We start from the raw sequence: 14443 nt of genomic DNA, 5'->3' as shown, positions 1-14443 counted from the left end.
GGCGGAATTGGCCGGGTGCATTGGGTAATATGCAGGCCATGAGTGACCTGTTCGGCGATCTGCCGCTTCCCGCGTCGGGCGACCAGCCCGACTCCCGGCGCACCGCTCCGGGCGCCCCCCTGGCCGAACTGCTGCGCCCCCAGTCGCTGCAGGAAGTGGTGGGCCAGCAGCATCTGCTCGGCCCGGGCAAGCCGCTGCAACTGGCCTTTGCCTCCGGCAAACCCCATTCCATGATCCTGTGGGGCCCGCCGGGTGTGGGAAAGACGACGCTGGCGCGTCTGACGGCAAATGCCTTCGATTACGATTTCATCGCGCTTTCGGCGGTGTTCAGCGGCGTGAAGGATATCCGCGCCGCCATTGAGCGTGCCGAGCGCAACGTGGCGCTGGGGCGCAAGACCATTCTGTTCGTGGACGAGATCCACCGGTTCAACAAGAGCCAGCAGGATGCCTTGCTGCCTTTCGTGGAATCGGGGCTGGTGGTCTTTATTGGCGCCACCACCGAAAACCCGTCCTTCGAAGTGAATTCGGCGCTGCTCTCGCGTGCCCAGGTCTATGTGCTGCAGGCCCTGAATGCGGATGAACTGCGCGAACTGGCGCACCGGGCCCAGGCGGCACTGCCGGGGCTGGAGCTGGAGGAGGGTGCCATCGAGGTGCTGGCCGGCTACGCCGACGGCGATGCCCGCCGGATGCTGAACCTGCTGGAGCAGACGCATACCGCGGCACAGGCCAGCGGCATCCACAAGGTCGACACCGCCTTTCTGCAGCAGACGCTGGCGCTCAACGCCCGCCGTTTCGACAAGGGTGGTGACCAGTTCTACGACCAGATCTCCGCCATGCACAAGTCGGTGCGTGGCTCCGATCCGGATGCCTCGCTCTACTGGTTCTGCCGCATGCTTGACGGCGGGGCGGATGCCCGCTACCTGGCGCGTCGCATCGTGCGCATGGCCTGGGAAGACATCGGCCTGGCCGACCCGCGCGCCATGCAGCTGGCCAACGAGGCAGCCGCCACCTACGAGCGGCTCGGCTCGCCGGAAGGCGAACTGGCGCTCGCCCAGGCCCTGATCTACCTGGCCGTGGCGCCCAAGAGCAACGCCGGCTACCAGGCCTACAACACGGCGCGCGCCTTCGTGCGCCAGCACGGCTCCGATCCGGTGCCGGTGCATTTGCGCAACGCCCCCACGCGCCTGATGAAGGAACTGGGCTATGGCAAGGCCTACCGCTATGCGCACGACGAGCCGGAGGCCTACGCGGCCGGGGAAACCTATTTTCCCGATGCGCTCGACCCAAACCCAGGCTGGTACCAGCCCACGCCGCGCGGACTGGAGGCGAAAATCGCGGCCAAACTGGCGGATTTGCGTGATCTGGACCAGGCCTGGCAAGCAGGGCAGGGTGAAACCCGGTGAATGCCAATGTGTGAGAAGTGCCGCATTCCGTTGTGAAAAGTGTGTGACCGTCCTATTTTTCTAGGGCAAACCCTTGAAGTTCAATTGGTTGCATTTCGTGTCCAGTCGCTACAATCGCCCCACCGGAACAGAGGGGTCAACAAGCTGCCATATCGGTGAATTTGCCGTCTCCTGTTTCAGCAGGACGGCGCCGTCCCACAAGGCAGGCGCATGCCACAATCAATAGCAGTCTTCCAGGGCTACAGCCAGGGACAGACACGGAGTCACAACGTATGGAAATCTTGCTGCAGCAGATCATCAACGGTCTCGTCCTCGGCAGCATGTATGCCCTGGTAGCCCTTGGCTACACCATGGTGTACGGCATCATCAACCTCATCAATTTTGCGCACGGCGAAGTGCTGATGATCGGCGCTCTCACCAGCTGGACCATCATCGGACTGATGCAGGGCAGCATGCCCGATACACCCGGCTGGCTGATCCTGCTCATCTCGATGGTCATCGCCTGCATCGTGGCGGCGGTGCTCAACTTCACGATCGAGAAAGTTGCCTACCGGCCGTTGCGCAACAGTCCGCGCCTGGCTCCGCTGATCACCGCCATCGGCATGAGCATCCTGCTGCAGACGCTGGCCATGATCATCTGGAAGCCGAACTACAAGGCCTATCCCACGCTGCTGTCCTCCACGCCGTTCCAGGTGGGGGGCGCCGTGATCACCGTGACGCAGATCGCGGCACTGGCGGTAACGGCCATCTCGCTGGCTGCGCTGATGTATCTGGTCAATGCAACCAAGCTGGGCCGGGCCATGCGCGCCACGGCCGAGAACCCGCGTGTGGCCTCGCTGATGGGCGTGAAGCCCGATACGGTGATTTCCGCCACCTTCATCATCGGTGCCGTGCTGGCAGCCATTGCCGGCGTGATGTACGCGGCCAACTATGGCACCGTGCAGCACACCATGGGCTTCCTGCCGGGTCTGAAGGCCTTCACGGCAGCCGTTTTCGGCGGCATCGGCAACCTGGCTGGCGCTGTTATCGGCGGCATGCTGCTGGGCCTGATCGAATCGATCGGCTCCGGCTATCTGGGCGCGCTCACCGGTGGCGTGCTGGGCAGCAACTACACCGACATCCTGGCCTTCATCGTGCTGATCGTGATCCTGACGCTGCGCCCCTCCGGCCTGCTGGGTGAGCGTGTGGCGGACCGCGCCTGATCACGAAGGAGAGCACCATGGCATCTTCCAAGAACAAACTGGTTGTTTTCCTGCTGGCGGCGCTGGGCATGCTCGTGCTGCCGCTGGTTCTGCAGTATTTCGGCAACGCCTGGGTACGCATTGCCGACCTCGCGCTGCTGTACATCATGCTGGCGCTGGGCCTGAACATCGTGGTCGGCTACGCCGGCCTGCTGGACCTGGGCTATGTCGCTTTCTATGCGGTAGGGGCCTATCTGTTCGGCCTGCTCGCTTCGCCGCACCTGATCGAGACCTTCCCGGCCATTGCGGCGAGCTTTCCCAACGGCATGCATCTGCCGCTCTGGGCGGTGATTCCGATCGCGGCTGCGCTGGCCGGTCTGGTCGGCGTGCTGCTGGGTTACCCGCTGCTCAAGCTGCGCGGTGACTATCTGGCCATCGTGACGCTGGGCTTCGGCGAGATCATCCGCATTTTCATGAACAACCTGGATGCACCGGTCAATATCACCAATGGTCCCAAGGGCATCGGCCAGATCGATCCTGTGACGGTGTTCGGCTATCCGCTGTCCAAGTCGCTCAAGATCGGCGGCTTCACTATCGAGTCGGTCTCGCTGTACTACTACCTGTTCCTGATCCTGGTGGTATTTACCGTCATCATCTGCTATCGCCTGCAGGACTCCCGTATCGGCCGCGCCTGGATGGCCATCCGTGAAGACCAGACAGCGGCGCAGGCCATGGGCTTGAATACGCGCAACCTGAAGCTGCTGGCCTTCGGCATGGGCGCCACCTTCGGCGGTATTTCCGGTGCCATGTTTGCCAGCTTCCAGGGTTTCGTGTCGCCCGAATCCTTCAGCCTGATGGAGTCGGTGATGATCGTGGCCATGGTGGTGCTGGGCGGCCTGGGCCATCTGCCGGGCGTGATCCTGGGTGCCGTGCTGCTGTCCGCATTGCCCGAAGTGCTGCGCTACGTGGCGCACCCGCTGCAGGCCATGACCGATGGCCGACTCGACCCCGCCATCCTGCGCCAGCTGCTGATTGCGCTTGCCATGATCTCCGTGATGCTGCTGCGCCCGCGTGGCCTGTGGCCCTCGCCCGAACACGGCCAGGGCAAGTCGCAGGCCGACAGTCAGGCTGACCACATTCGCCCCGACACGGCCCAGCAGAACCCGCCCGGCGTGGATTCACCCTCGGATGCGATTCCCGGCACCATCGAAGTCCGCCAGGACACCGTCAACCCCTGAAGCCGGAGCGAAGCATTCATCATGGGTACTACCATTCTCAACGTCAAGAACGTTTCCAAGCGCTTCGGCGGCCTGCAGGCACTGAGCGATGTGCACATGCACATCGAGCAGGGCCAGGTCTACGGTCTGATCGGTCCCAACGGTGCCGGAAAGACCACTTTCTTCAACGTGCTGACGGGGCTGTACACGCCTGACAGCGGCAGCTTCGAGCTCGGCGGCAAGCCCTACGAGCCGACGGCCGTGCACAAGGTGGCGCAGGCAGGCATCGCGCGCACCTTCCAGAACATCCGCCTGTTTGCCGAAATGACGGCACTCGAGAACGTGATGGTCGGGCGCCACATCCGTACGCGCTCGGGCGTGATCGGCGCCATCTTCAAGACGCCCGGATTCAAGGCCGAGGAGGCCGCCATCCGCCAGCGTGCGCAGGAGTTGCTCGACTACGTCGGCATCCGCAAATATGCCAATTTCCGCGCCCGCACCCTGAGCTACGGTGATCAGCGCCGCCTCGAGATCGCACGCGCCCTGGCCACCGAACCCAAGCTGATCGCGCTGGACGAACCGGCGGCCGGCATGAACGCCACCGAAAAGGTGCAGCTGCGCGAGCTGATCGACCGCATCCGCAAGGACAACCGCACCATCCTGCTGATCGAGCATGACGTCAAGCTGGTTATGGGCCTGTGCGACCGTGTGACGGTGCTGGATTACGGCAAGCCGATTGCCGAGGGCACCCCTGCCGAAGTGCAGAAGAACGAAAAAGTGATCGAGGCATACCTGGGCACAGGCCACCACTGAGGCAAGCAAGATGGCAAATGTATTGTTGAAAGTAAGCGGCCTGGAAGTGGCCTACGGTGGCATCAACGCCGTCAAGGGCGTGGATTTCGAGGTGCGCGAGGGCGAGCTGGTTTCGCTGATCGGCTCCAACGGTGCCGGCAAGACCACCACGATGAAGGCGATCACCGGCCTGCTGCCGATCAAGGCCGGGGACATTGCCTTTCTCGGCAAGAGCATCAAGGGCCGGGGCGCCTGGGACATGGTCAGGGAAGGCCTGGTGATGATTCCGGAAGGCCGTGGCATCTTCACGCGCATGACCATCGTCGAGAACCTGCAGATGGGCGCCTTCATCCGCGACGACAAGGCAGGCATCGCGCAGGACATCGAGCGCATGTTCGCGCTGTTTCCGCGCCTGAAGGAGCGTCGCTCGCAACTGGCAGGCACCATGTCAGGGGGCGAACAGCAGATGCTGGCCATGGCGCGCGGCCTGATGGCGCAACCCAAGCTGCTGCTGCTCGATGAACCCTCCATGGGCCTGTCGCCCATCATGGTCGACAAGATCTTCGAGGTGGTGGAAGAAGTCTACAAGCAGGGCGTGACCATGATGCTGGTGGAGCAGAATGCCAGCCGCGCGCTCGGTATTGCCGACCGCGGCTATGTAATGGAGTCCGGCATTCTGACCATGGCGGGCGACGCACAGCAGATGCTGAACGACCCGCGCGTGCGTGCTGCGTATCTCGGCGAGTAAGACGGCGCAATTCGCTGAACGGCAACGTCAGGCAGCATGCGTTTGCATGTATGTTGCATAGTTCACGCTTTGTGAGCGTGGCACGAGCGCAAGCCCTCATTTCTTGGGGGCTTGGGCCTAAACTGTGCATGCACAGGACAGGTCATGCTCGCCCAATATATCTGCACCACCAATATCGAACAGTCGATCGACTTCTACACGAACGTCGTCGGACTGCGGTATGTGCCGCGGCAAGCGGACCAGGAGGAGTCCGTGCGGTCGCGGGAGGGTGGGGTCGCCAGGTCCTGCGATGTGCTGCTGATCAGGGATGAAACCATCAGCATGGCCTCTTCCCGGGAGGCCGGCCGTATCCGTCGCACCCGGTTGCGTCGTGTTCCGGGAACGCTGGCGCAGGACCTGTATTTTCTTTCGCGCTATCCGCTGGACTATGTCCGGGCGCGCATACAGGCAGCCGGCCGTTCTCCGGTAGAGGGCCCGGTGATCCGCAAGGGCAGCATGCATATGTTGCGCATGCTCTACCTGCTTGACCCGGATGGCAACCGCATCCGGCTGGTGGAGCTATCGGCATGACGCGCGCCGCGTAAACGGCGGCGGCGCGCCCGTTCGTCATCAGGCCGATGTGGCAGTTTGTGCCGTCTTGTCTTTCAGCGAGGTGAAAGCGTCAGCGAAGAAGGAGTCTTCCGGCAGCTGCGCCTTGCCCACGCACTGCGCATGGGCCGCATGCACCATGGCGGGCACGCCACAGGCGTAGAGCTGGTAGCTGCTCATGTCGGGGTGATCCTGCAGCATCTGGTTCAGCGCGAGGCCGCGCTTGCCTTCCCACACGTCTTCCGGCAGTGCGTCGGACACCACCGGCACGTAGCTGACGTTGGGGTGTGCCGCGCAGTAGTCCAGCATCCACTGGTGCATGTAGATGTCCACCGGGCGACGGGCACCCCAGTAGAGGAACACCTTGCGCTGGTTGCCGGTGTGGGTCATGTGCTCGAGAATGGCCTTGATGGGTGCAAAACCCGTGCCCGAGGCCAGGAACAGCACCGGGCCGGCGCTGTTGTCGCGCAGGAAGAAGCTGCCGAACGGGCCTTCGACGCGCAGGATTTCCTTTTCCTTCATGGCCGAGAACACGTGATCGGTGAACTTGCCGCCCGGCATGTGGCGCACGTGCAGTTCCACCTGCGGCTTGTTCGGGTCGACCTGGTGTGGTGCCGTTGCCATCGAGTAGCTGCGGCGCTGGCCGTCGGCCAGCAGAAAATCCAGATACTGGCCGGCATGGAACTGCATCGGTGCATTGGCCGGCAGTTGCAGCGTCAGACGCATCACGTCGCTCGAGAGCTGTTCCATGCCCAGCACGCGCACCGGCATCTTGCGTACCGGATAGGCGCCTTCGGAAGTGACCTGGCGCGATTCCAGCACCAGATCGCTGCCCGGAACCGCGCGGCAGGTCAGCACGAAACCCTGTGCAGCCTCATCCTCGCTCAGTGCGCTCGGCTGGTAGGGCTTGTGCTCCACGTTGCCACTGATCTTCTTGCACTTGCATGAGCCGCAGGCGCCGTCCTTGCAGCCGTAGGGCAGGCCGATTCCCTGGCGGATGCCCGCCTCGAGCACTGTTTCGCCATCCAGCACCTCAAACTGCCGACCGCTCGGCTGCACATTGACCTGATAACCCATGAAAATCGCTCTCCTGCAATCCTGAAACAATTGCCGGTATTATCTCCCGGACTGATGACTCCACGCTTAACGTCTGCGCCGCCAGCCCATGGCCAGCAGGGTTTCCAGGGCCTGTTTCATGATCTTCCGAGTCCGTTCCCGCGCCTTGCCGGCGCGCTTTCGCCGCCATCGTCTGCTGATCGTCGGCTGTGGCGATGTGGGCATGCGCGTGGTGCGCAAGCTGGACACGCAGCGCATGCAGGTGCTGGCCCTGAACAGCACCCCGGAGCGTGCTGCCATGCTGCGCGCCGCCGGCATCCGCGTGCTGTCCGGCAACCTGGATGCGCCGGCCACGCTGCACCGCCTGGCCGGTCTCGCACACAGCCTGCTGCACCTGGCGCCCCCCGGCGCGGAGTCGCCCGATGCCGACCCGCGCACGCGCGCGCTGATTGGCGCATTGCGACGCGGACGCCTGCCACGACGCGTGATCTACGGCAGCACCAGTGGTGTCTACGGCAATCGTGGCGGGCAATGGACGGATGAAACGGCTCCCTGTGCTCCCCTCACGGCGCGCGCCCGGCGCCGCGTGGATGCCGAGCAGGCCTTGCGCCAGTGGGGCTGCGCCGGCATGGGCCTGCCGGCGGTGTGCATCCTGCGCATCCCCGGCATCTACGCGCCCGACCGCGAAGGAGGCACGCCGCGCGAGCGCCTGTTGCGCGGCACCCCGGTGCTGGTGCAGCAGGACGATGTATTCACCAATCACATCCACGCCGATGACCTGGCACGCGCCTGTCTGCGCGCCTTGTGGAAGGGAGCCCCCCAGCGCGTCTACAACGCCAACGACGACTCCTGCAGCCGCATGGGCGATTATTTCGACCTGGCTGCCGACCTGTACGGCCTGCCGCGCCCGCCGCGTCTGCCGCTGGAGCAGGCCCGAGAGCAACTGCCGGCCACACTGCTGAGCTTCATGCAGGAATCGCGCCGCCTGCACAACCGCCGCCTCAAGCGCGAACTGGGTCTGGTGCTGCGCTATCCCACACCGGCGCAGGGCCTGCAGGCCGCTACGCCAAAAGCTGCCGCTACAATCGACGCATGTTAGCCAAACGCATCATTCCCTGTCTGGACGTTACCGGTGGCCGCGTGGTCAAGGGCGTCAATTTCGTTGAACTGCGCGATGCCGGCGATCCAGTGGAAATTGCCGCGCGCTACAACGAGCAGGGCGCTGATGAGCTCACGTTTCTCGACATCACCGCTACCAGCGATGGCCGCGACCTGATCCTGCACATCATCGAGGACGTGGCCAGCCAGGTCTTCATTCCGCTGACGGTGGGCGGCGGCGTGCGCACGGTGGACGATGTGCGCCGCCTGCTCAACGCCGGCGCCGACAAGACCAGCTTCAACTCGGCCGCCATTGCCAATCCGGACGTCATCCGCGAAACCTCCGGCCGCTACGGTTCCCAGTGCATCGTGGTGGCGATCGATGCCAAGCGCCGCGTTGCTCCCGAAGACATCGCCGCGCGCGGCCAGGGCTGGGACGTCTACAGCCATGGCGGTCGCAAGAACACCGATCTGGATGCCGTCACCTGGGCGCGCCAGATGGCCGACTACGGTGCCGGCGAAATCCTGCTCACCAGCATGGACCGCGACGGCACCAAGAGCGGTTTCGACCTGGAACTGACACGCGCGGTCAGCGATGCCGTCAACGTGCCGGTGATCGCCTCGGGCGGTGTGGGCAACCTCGACCATCTGGCCGACGGCGTGCAGCAGGGCGGTGCCGATGCCGTGCTGGCTGCCAGTATCTTCCACTACGGCGAATACACCGTGCAGCAGGCCAAGGAGCATCTGCGGGCACGCGGCATTCCCGTGCGCCTCTGATTTTCCGCAGGGGCAACGCCCCGGCGCCGGCCCGCCAGACGGAGCCGGATCCTGCCGATTTCACAAAGGATTTCTTCGATGACAAACCCGATCGACTGGCTGGACGCCGTGCAATGGGACGCCAGCGGCCTGGTGCCGGTGATTGCCCAGGAAGCCTCGAGTGGCGACGTGATGATGTTCGCCTGGATGAACCGCGAAGCGCTGCAGAAAACGGCCGAGCTGGGCTGCGCGGTGTATTTCAGCCGCTCGCGCAACAAGCTCTGGTTCAAGGGCGAAGAGAGCGGCCACGTGCAGACCGTGCACGACATCCGCCTCGATTGCGACAACGACGTGGTGCTGCTCAAGATCACGCAGACCGGGCACGAGCCCGGCATTGCCTGCCACACCGGCCGCCACAGCTGCTTTTACCAGAGCTTGCAAAATGGCCAGTGGCAGGCCGTCGATCCGGTCTTGAAAGACCCGGAAACCATCTACAAGTAAGGGGCAGAGATGATGATCTCCACCGAAATCCTCGCACGCGTGGCCGATGTGCTGGAATCGCGCCTGCCATCCAGCGGTGGGAATCCCGAAACCAGCTACGTGGCCAGGCTGTTGCACAAGGGGCCCGATGCCTTTCTCAAGAAGATCGGCGAGGAGGCCACCGAAACGGTGATGGCAGCCAAGGACGTGGATGCCGGCGCGGACAAGTCCAAGCTGGTGTACGAAGTGGCCGACCTGTGGTTTCACACCATGGTCGCACTCACGCACTATGGTCTGAGGCCGGAAGATGTCGTCGCGGAACTTGCACGCCGCGAGGGGATCAGTGGCATTGAAGAGAAGGCCAGCCGTCCGGCTGGCTAGCCCGCACGGTTGCGGGCGCAACAGGCGGAGCAATCCGCACGGAGGCGCGAGATGAATGATGTGATCGACGTGAAAGCCCGCGAAACCCGCCAGCAGCTGCCCAACGGCACCGGCTTCGGCTCGGCCGCGGCCCAGGCCGACAGCGCCGCGCTGCAGCGTGCCGAAGGTCTGAAGACCGTGGGCTGGATCAGCTACCTGCTGCACCTGATCGTGGCCGTGGCGGCCGTGGTGCCGGGTTTCCAGGTCAGTATCGCGCTGCTGATCGTGGCGTTCGTGATCGATCTGGTCAAGAAGGATGATGCCGCGGGCACCTGGCAGGAAAGCCATTTCTCCTGGCGCATCCGTTCCGTGGTGTGGGCCGGTGTGCTGTACGTGGTGACCAGCCCGCTGTTCCTGCTGTTGTTGCTGCCGGGCATGCTGGCCTGGGCGATCGTGTCCATCTGGTTCCTGTACCGCATCGTGCGCGGCATGGTCGCCATGAACGACAACCGCCCGGTGGGTGTGTGAATGCTGCGATACAGGTTTGTGACAACTTGTCATGAACCTGTCCGATAATGCGCGGATGACAGACACTCAGAAAATCCCCATGGACAAGCATCCGGATTGCATCTTCTGCAAGATCGCCGCTGGCGAAATTTCTTCCCGCAAGGTGTACGAGGATGACGAACTGTTTGCTTTCCACGACATTTCGCCGTGGGCGCCCGTGCATTTCCTGATCATCCCCAAGCGCCACATTCCCTCCATGGCCTCGCTCACCGAGGCCGACGCCGGCCTGATGGGCCGCATCATGACGCTGGCGCCCAAGCTGGCGCTGGAACAGGGTTGCGAGCCCTATCCGCAAGGGGGCTACCGCATCGTCATCAACACCGGCGAGCAGGGCGGGCAGGAGGTGCACCACCTGCACGTTCATGTCATCGGCGGGCCGCGCCCCTGGCTCAAGGGCTGATGGCAAAGGCCTGACGCCGGCCAAGGTTCTGCAACAACGGCGGCCGGCACGGCACGCGCGGCACACGTACAATCGCATTTACTGAAACAGGAGATTCATCATGGGTTCTTTTTCCATCTGGCACTGGCTGATCGTGCTGCTGATCGTGGTCATGATCTTTGGTACCAAGAAGCTGAAGAACATCGGTTCCGACCTGGGCGGCGCCGTCAAGGGCTTCAAGGACGGCATGAAGGACGGCAGCGAGCCGGAAACCCCCGCTGGCGAACAGCCCAAGGTGGCCAACAAGACGTCCGGTGCGCAGGACAGCGCCATCGACGTGGAAGCCAAGACCAAGTCCTGATGCGTGAGGAGCAGGGCGCGTCGTGATTGACCTCGGCATTTCCAAGCTGGCCTTGATCGGCACGGTGGCGTTGATCGTCATCGGGCCGGAAAAGCTCCCGCGTGTGGCACGTACCGTCGGCACCTTGCTGGGCAAGGCGCAACGCTACGTCAACGACGTCAAGGCCGAGGTCAGCCGCTCCATGGAGCTGGACGAGTTGCGCAAGATGAAGGATTCGGTCGAAAGCGCTGCCCGCGACGTGGAGCAGAGCTTCGAGAAAACCGCCAGTACCGTGCGCAGCGACCTCGAAGGCGCCATGCCGTCCGAGAGCGACTTCACCTCCGCCGACCCCGAAGCCGATGCCGACCGCAGCTGGTTTTCGCCGCGTCCCGCCGTCTACACGCCGCCGCGCAAGAACTGGCGTGTCAAGCGTGGTGCGATGCCGCGCTGGTACAAGATGCAGAACGGCGTGCGCACGCATGTGCAATCGGGTGCGGCACGCGTGGCGCGCCATCGCCCGAAAAAGCGCTTCTGATCCCCCCATGCCCGAACCGGCAGCCCGGCAGCTGCGCCCCTGGCGCAAAGCACTGCCAGAACGATTTCACTGACCCACCATGGCCGACCCCAATTCCAAGGACGATGAACTGGCTGGCACCGAACAGCCCTTCGTCGAGCACCTGATCGAGCTGCGCGACCGCTTGTTGTATGCCATCTATGGTATTGCTGCCGTCGCACTGGTTCTGGCCTTTTTCCCGGGTCCCGACGGCCTGCTCAATTTCGTTGCCCAGCCCATCCGTGCCCACATGCCGCCCGATGCCAAGCTGATTGCGGTGGACGTGTTCTCGCCCTTCTTCATCCCGCTCAAGGTGCTGATGATGGTGGCGGTGCTGGGCGCCTTGCCCTGGATCATGTACCAGATGTGGGCCTTCGTGGCGCCGGGCCTGTACACGCACGAAAAACGCTTTGCGCTGCCGCTGATCATATTCGGCAGCCTGCTCGCCTACTGCGGCATTGCCTTCGTGCAGTTCTTCGTGCTGGACAAGATGTTCAACTTCATCCAGCACTTCACGCCGGCTTCTGTGGCCGCCACGCCGGATGTTGCTTCCTATGTGCAGGCCATCCTGTCGCTCTATCTGGCGTTTGCGCTGGCGTTCCAGGTGCCCATCGTGGTGATGCTGCTGGTGCGTTTCGAGATGGTCACCATCGAGAAACTCAAGTCCTTCCGCGGCTACTTCATCGTGCTGGCCTTCGTGGTGGCGGCCATTGTCACGCCGCCGGACGTGCTGTCGCAACTGGCGTTGGCCATTCCCATGTGCCTGCTGTACGAAGTCGGCATTCTGGGCTCGCGCTGGTTCGTGCGCATCAGCAAGGCGCCGGAAGAGGGCGAGCAGGAAGCACCCTGATAGCCAGGCCTGCTGTCGCTGATGCTGACTGTATCCGGGCCGGTCTGCCGTCACTGCTGATCCGGAAACAATGAAGCCAGCTGGGAAGCTGGCTTTGTCGTTTGGGGCTGAGCCTGGCACAGCGGCTGCCAGCCTGCCTTACTCGCGCCAGTGCTCATCCACCCACAGCGCGGGCTTGATGAAGCGGAAGCGGCGGTTGCGGCGGCCGGCGAGGGCATCCGGCGGATTGCATTCGCCGTGGAAAATCACCACGCGCGCATCCTTGGGCACGAAGGGCGGATTCCAGAAGTTGGTGGGCCAGTTCGGAATGCAGTGGTACTTGAAGCTCGGGCACCAGGCCTTGGGCCAGTAGCTCAGCTTGCCCTGCTTGTGCAGCACGTCGGACAGGTAGGCCTGTTCGTTGCGGTATTGCTTGCGGATTTCGGCAAAGTGCTTGCGGAAATAATCCAGCACGTCCGGATGCGCACCGACCTTGAAGCGATACACCGAGGAGTTGCCGGTGATGCGCCACGGACGCTTGTAGTCGTGGATGATCACGAATTCGCCCGGATAGGTGAAGAATTCGTCCAGCGAGCCGGTGATGACCACGTCCACGTCCAGGAACAGGGCAGTGCCCTGCAGCCCGTGCAGGTCGGCCGTGAAGGTGGTCAGCTTGTTCCAGCCACGCTCCGGAATGCCGGGAGGCAGGTCCAGCGGGGGAATCGGGTAGCATTCCACCTCGGAGCGTATGCCTTGGCCGTCATCGGTCAGGCAGACGAAACGGAAATCGCCCGTCAGGTGGCGGCGCACCATGGCATACAGGCGGTTGACGTACTCGGGGCCGTACTTCTTGCCCCATTTCATGCACAGGATGAGGCGCTGCTGCTCGCTCATCAGTCGCCCTGGCGTTTCTTGACGGAAGTCTGGCGCGGCTTGGCGCGCTTGATCTTGCCGCCGGGTGTCAGGCGCTCATTGCCCAGAACGCGTACCATGCGCACTTCGGGACGCTGTCCGCCGCGCTTGCTGTTCTTGATCACCTTGATCTCGCGCGGGCCGGGCATGCGGTCCTCGTCGACCTCGCGCTCCTTCTCGGGCTGCGGGCGCCACAGCACCAGCAGCTTGCCGATGTGCTGGATCGGCGCGGCGTTGAGTTCGTCTGCCAGTTGCTGGTACATGGCGTCGCGTGCGGCGCGGTCGTCGCCCAGCACACGGATCTTGATCAGGCCATGGGCGTTGAGGGCGGCGTCGGTCTCCTTCAGCACGGCCGGGGTGAGGCCATCGGCGCCGATCATCACGACGGGCGACAGGTGATGGGCTTCTGCACGGTGCGCCTTGCGCTCCTGCACGGTCAATACAATTTGCGGCATGGGGGTATTATCCTCAAAACAGTGAATCGGCGGTTGCGCCGGAAAATCCGATGAAAGTCAAAACCAAGAGCAAGAAAGTCAACAAGGCATGGCTCAACGACCATGTCAACGACCCGTACGTGAAACTGGCGCAGAAGGAGGGCTACCGTGCCCGTGCTGCCTACAAGCTGAAGGAAATCGACGAATCCCTGCACCTGATCAAGCCAGGTGACCTGGTGGTGGATCTGGGCTCGGCGCCGGGCGCCTGGAGCCAGTATGTGCGGCGCAAGCTGTCACCCGACGGGGCGGCAGTCGGCGCACTCAATGGCAGGATTATCGCACTCGACATCCTGCCCATGCAGCCGATCGAGGGCGTGGAGTTCCTGCAGGGCGATTTTCGGGAGGAAGATGTGCTGCAGCAGCTACAGTCCACGCTGCAGGGACGCAAGGTGGACGTGGTAGTGTCCGACATGGCGCCCAACCTGTCCGGCGTGGAATCGGCCGATTCGGCGCGTGTGGCGCACCTGATCGAGCTGGCCATCGAGTTCTCGCAGGGCCACCTCAAGCCCGAGGGCGCACTGGTAACCAAGGTGTTCCATGGCAGTGGCTACAGCCAGCTGGTCAAGCTGTTCAAGGAGCATTTCCAGGTGGTCAAGCCGGTCAAGCCCAAGGCATCGCGCGACAAGTCTTCGGAGACTTTCATCGTCGGCATGCGGCTGAAGCAGCCTGCTGCAGCCTGAAACCGGGACA

General features: G+C 63.5%; 19 protein-coding genes. 16 read left to right on the top strand and 3 right to left on the bottom strand.

Annotation, left to right across the window (positions count from 1 at the left end; translation table 11 throughout):
- Positions 1-29: 29 nt before the first annotated feature.
- The 6 genes from ACX36O_RS08345 (at position 30) to ACX36O_RS08320 (ending at position 5911) form a co-directional block, all read left to right on the top strand.
- Positions 30-1403 (top strand): replication-associated recombination protein A, encoded by a 1374-nt coding sequence (locus ACX36O_RS08345; protein WP_213360961.1) that lies wholly within the window; start codon positions 30-32, stop codon positions 1401-1403.
- A gap of 272 nt (positions 1404-1675) precedes the next feature.
- A complete protein-coding gene (locus ACX36O_RS08340; protein WP_213360960.1) occupies positions 1676-2605 on the top strand; it encodes a branched-chain amino acid ABC transporter permease in 930 nt (309 codons plus the stop codon).
- A 17-nt stretch (positions 2606-2622) separates the two neighbouring features.
- Positions 2623-3822 (top strand): ABC transporter permease subunit, encoded by a 1200-nt coding sequence (locus ACX36O_RS08335; RefSeq protein ID WP_213360959.1) that lies wholly within the window; start codon positions 2623-2625, stop codon positions 3820-3822.
- 21 nt (positions 3823-3843) lie between these two features.
- Positions 3844-4614 (top strand): ABC transporter ATP-binding protein, encoded by a 771-nt coding sequence (locus tag ACX36O_RS08330; protein ID WP_488359656.1) that lies wholly within the window; start codon positions 3844-3846, stop codon positions 4612-4614.
- Between the two features lie 10 nt (positions 4615-4624).
- Positions 4625-5341, top strand: a complete 717-nt coding sequence (locus ACX36O_RS08325) for an ABC transporter ATP-binding protein (protein ID WP_213360957.1) — start codon at positions 4625-4627, stop codon at positions 5339-5341.
- A gap of 144 nt (positions 5342-5485) precedes the next feature.
- Positions 5486-5911: a VOC family protein gene (locus ACX36O_RS08320; RefSeq protein WP_213360956.1), complete on the top strand. Its 426-nt coding sequence runs from the start codon at positions 5486-5488 to the stop codon at positions 5909-5911.
- A gap of 39 nt (positions 5912-5950) precedes the next feature.
- Here ACX36O_RS08320 and ACX36O_RS08315 read toward each other — a convergent pair whose 3' ends face one another.
- On the bottom strand, positions 5951-7006 hold the full coding sequence (locus tag ACX36O_RS08315; protein WP_213360955.1) for a CDP-6-deoxy-delta-3,4-glucoseen reductase: 1056 nt from the start codon (positions 7004-7006) through the stop codon (positions 5951-5953).
- 118 nt (positions 7007-7124) lie between these two features.
- On the opposite strand from ACX36O_RS08315, the gene ACX36O_RS08310 reads away from it, so the two are divergent.
- From ACX36O_RS08310 to tatC, 9 genes are all read left to right on the top strand, one after another.
- Entirely contained in the window at positions 7125-8084 is a 960-nt protein-coding gene (locus ACX36O_RS08310) for an SDR family oxidoreductase (protein WP_213360953.1), read from the top strand.
- Entirely contained in the window at positions 8078-8860 is a 783-nt protein-coding gene (gene hisF, locus ACX36O_RS08305) for an imidazole glycerol phosphate synthase subunit HisF (RefSeq protein ID WP_213360952.1), read from the top strand. Before ACX36O_RS08310 ends, hisF begins: the two co-directional genes overlap by 7 nt.
- 78 nt (positions 8861-8938) lie before the next feature.
- Positions 8939-9340: a phosphoribosyl-AMP cyclohydrolase gene (gene hisI, locus ACX36O_RS08300; protein WP_488359655.1), complete on the top strand. Its 402-nt coding sequence runs from the start codon at positions 8939-8941 to the stop codon at positions 9338-9340.
- Positions 9341-9352: 12 nt separating this feature from the next.
- Positions 9353-9700, top strand: a complete 348-nt coding sequence (locus ACX36O_RS08295; protein ID WP_213362694.1) for a phosphoribosyl-ATP diphosphatase — start codon at positions 9353-9355, stop codon at positions 9698-9700.
- Positions 9701-9751: 51 nt separating this feature from the next.
- Entirely contained in the window at positions 9752-10207 is a 456-nt protein-coding gene (locus ACX36O_RS08290) for a DUF4870 family protein (RefSeq protein WP_250131012.1), read from the top strand.
- 79 nt (positions 10208-10286) lie between these two features.
- Entirely contained in the window at positions 10287-10646 is a 360-nt protein-coding gene (locus ACX36O_RS08285) for a histidine triad nucleotide-binding protein (protein ID WP_213362692.1), read from the top strand.
- 100 nt (positions 10647-10746) lie between these two features.
- Positions 10747-10986, top strand: coding sequence for a Sec-independent protein translocase subunit TatA (gene tatA / locus ACX36O_RS08280; protein WP_213360948.1), 240 nt, complete (start codon positions 10747-10749; stop codon positions 10984-10986).
- Positions 10987-11008: 22 nt separating this feature from the next.
- The gene (gene tatB, locus ACX36O_RS08275) at positions 11009-11500 is read left to right on the top strand and encodes a Sec-independent protein translocase protein TatB (protein WP_213360946.1); all 492 of its coding nucleotides are present in this window, start codon (positions 11009-11011) and stop codon (positions 11498-11500) included.
- A gap of 79 nt (positions 11501-11579) precedes the next feature.
- Entirely contained in the window at positions 11580-12368 is a 789-nt protein-coding gene (gene tatC, locus ACX36O_RS08270) for a twin-arginine translocase subunit TatC (protein WP_213360944.1), read from the top strand.
- A 138-nt stretch (positions 12369-12506) separates the two neighbouring features.
- Here tatC and ACX36O_RS08265 read toward each other — a convergent pair whose 3' ends face one another.
- On the bottom strand, positions 12507-13241 hold the full coding sequence (locus tag ACX36O_RS08265; RefSeq protein WP_213360942.1) for a glycosyltransferase: 735 nt from the start codon (positions 13239-13241) through the stop codon (positions 12507-12509).
- On the bottom strand, positions 13241-13714 hold the full coding sequence (locus ACX36O_RS08260; RefSeq protein ID WP_213360940.1) for a YhbY family RNA-binding protein: 474 nt from the start codon (positions 13712-13714) through the stop codon (positions 13241-13243). Before ACX36O_RS08260 ends, ACX36O_RS08265 begins: the two co-directional genes overlap by 1 nt.
- A gap of 50 nt (positions 13715-13764) precedes the next feature.
- Here ACX36O_RS08260 and ACX36O_RS08255 point away from each other — a divergent pair, with 50 nt between their 5' ends.
- Positions 13765-14433, top strand: coding sequence for an RlmE family RNA methyltransferase (locus ACX36O_RS08255; protein ID WP_213360939.1), 669 nt, complete (start codon positions 13765-13767; stop codon positions 14431-14433).
- Positions 14434-14443 lie beyond the last annotated feature (10 nt).

Source organism: Brachymonas sp. KE5 (genome assembly GCF_057773645.1).
The sequence above is the reverse complement of the archived record's forward strand: the minus strand, read 5'-3'. Positions and strand labels throughout refer to the sequence as shown.

Excerpts from the sequence above, each read along its gene's own strand:
- ACX36O_RS08335 (WP_213360959.1), top strand. The coding sequence starts at position 2,623 with ATGGCATCTTCCAAGAACAAACTGGTTGTTTTCCTGCTGGCGGCGCTG.
- ACX36O_RS08340 (WP_213360960.1), top strand. The coding sequence starts at position 1,676 with ATGGAAATCTTGCTGCAGCAGATCATCAACGGTCTCGTCCTCGGCAGC.
- tatA (WP_213360948.1), top strand. The coding sequence starts at position 10,747 with ATGGGTTCTTTTTCCATCTGGCACTGGCTGATCGTGCTGCTGATCGTG.
- tatC (WP_213360944.1), top strand. The coding sequence starts at position 11,580 with ATGGCCGACCCCAATTCCAAGGACGATGAACTGGCTGGCACCGAACAG.
- ACX36O_RS08345 (WP_213360961.1), top strand. The coding sequence starts at position 30 with ATGCAGGCCATGAGTGACCTGTTCGGCGATCTGCCGCTTCCCGCGTCG.
- ACX36O_RS08265 (WP_213360942.1), bottom strand. The coding sequence starts at position 13,241 with ATGAGCGAGCAGCAGCGCCTCATCCTGTGCATGAAATGGGGCAAGAAG.
- hisF (WP_213360952.1), top strand. The coding sequence starts at position 8,078 with ATGTTAGCCAAACGCATCATTCCCTGTCTGGACGTTACCGGTGGCCGC.
- ACX36O_RS08310 (WP_213360953.1), top strand. The coding sequence starts at position 7,125 with ATGATCTTCCGAGTCCGTTCCCGCGCCTTGCCGGCGCGCTTTCGCCGC.
- ACX36O_RS08285 (WP_213362692.1), top strand. The coding sequence starts at position 10,287 with ATGGACAAGCATCCGGATTGCATCTTCTGCAAGATCGCCGCTGGCGAA.
- ACX36O_RS08260 (WP_213360940.1), bottom strand. The coding sequence starts at position 13,714 with ATGCCGCAAATTGTATTGACCGTGCAGGAGCGCAAGGCGCACCGTGCA.
- ACX36O_RS08255 (WP_213360939.1), top strand. The coding sequence starts at position 13,765 with ATGAAAGTCAAAACCAAGAGCAAGAAAGTCAACAAGGCATGGCTCAAC.
- ACX36O_RS08330 (WP_488359656.1), top strand. The coding sequence starts at position 3,844 with ATGGGTACTACCATTCTCAACGTCAAGAACGTTTCCAAGCGCTTCGGC.
- ACX36O_RS08295 (WP_213362694.1), top strand. The coding sequence starts at position 9,353 with ATGATCTCCACCGAAATCCTCGCACGCGTGGCCGATGTGCTGGAATCG.
- ACX36O_RS08315 (WP_213360955.1), bottom strand. The coding sequence starts at position 7,006 with ATGGGTTATCAGGTCAATGTGCAGCCGAGCGGTCGGCAGTTTGAGGTG.
- hisI (WP_488359655.1), top strand. The coding sequence starts at position 8,939 with ATGACAAACCCGATCGACTGGCTGGACGCCGTGCAATGGGACGCCAGC.
- ACX36O_RS08325 (WP_213360957.1), top strand. The coding sequence starts at position 4,625 with ATGGCAAATGTATTGTTGAAAGTAAGCGGCCTGGAAGTGGCCTACGGT.
- ACX36O_RS08320 (WP_213360956.1), top strand. The coding sequence starts at position 5,486 with ATGCTCGCCCAATATATCTGCACCACCAATATCGAACAGTCGATCGAC.
- ACX36O_RS08290 (WP_250131012.1), top strand. The coding sequence starts at position 9,752 with ATGAATGATGTGATCGACGTGAAAGCCCGCGAAACCCGCCAGCAGCTG.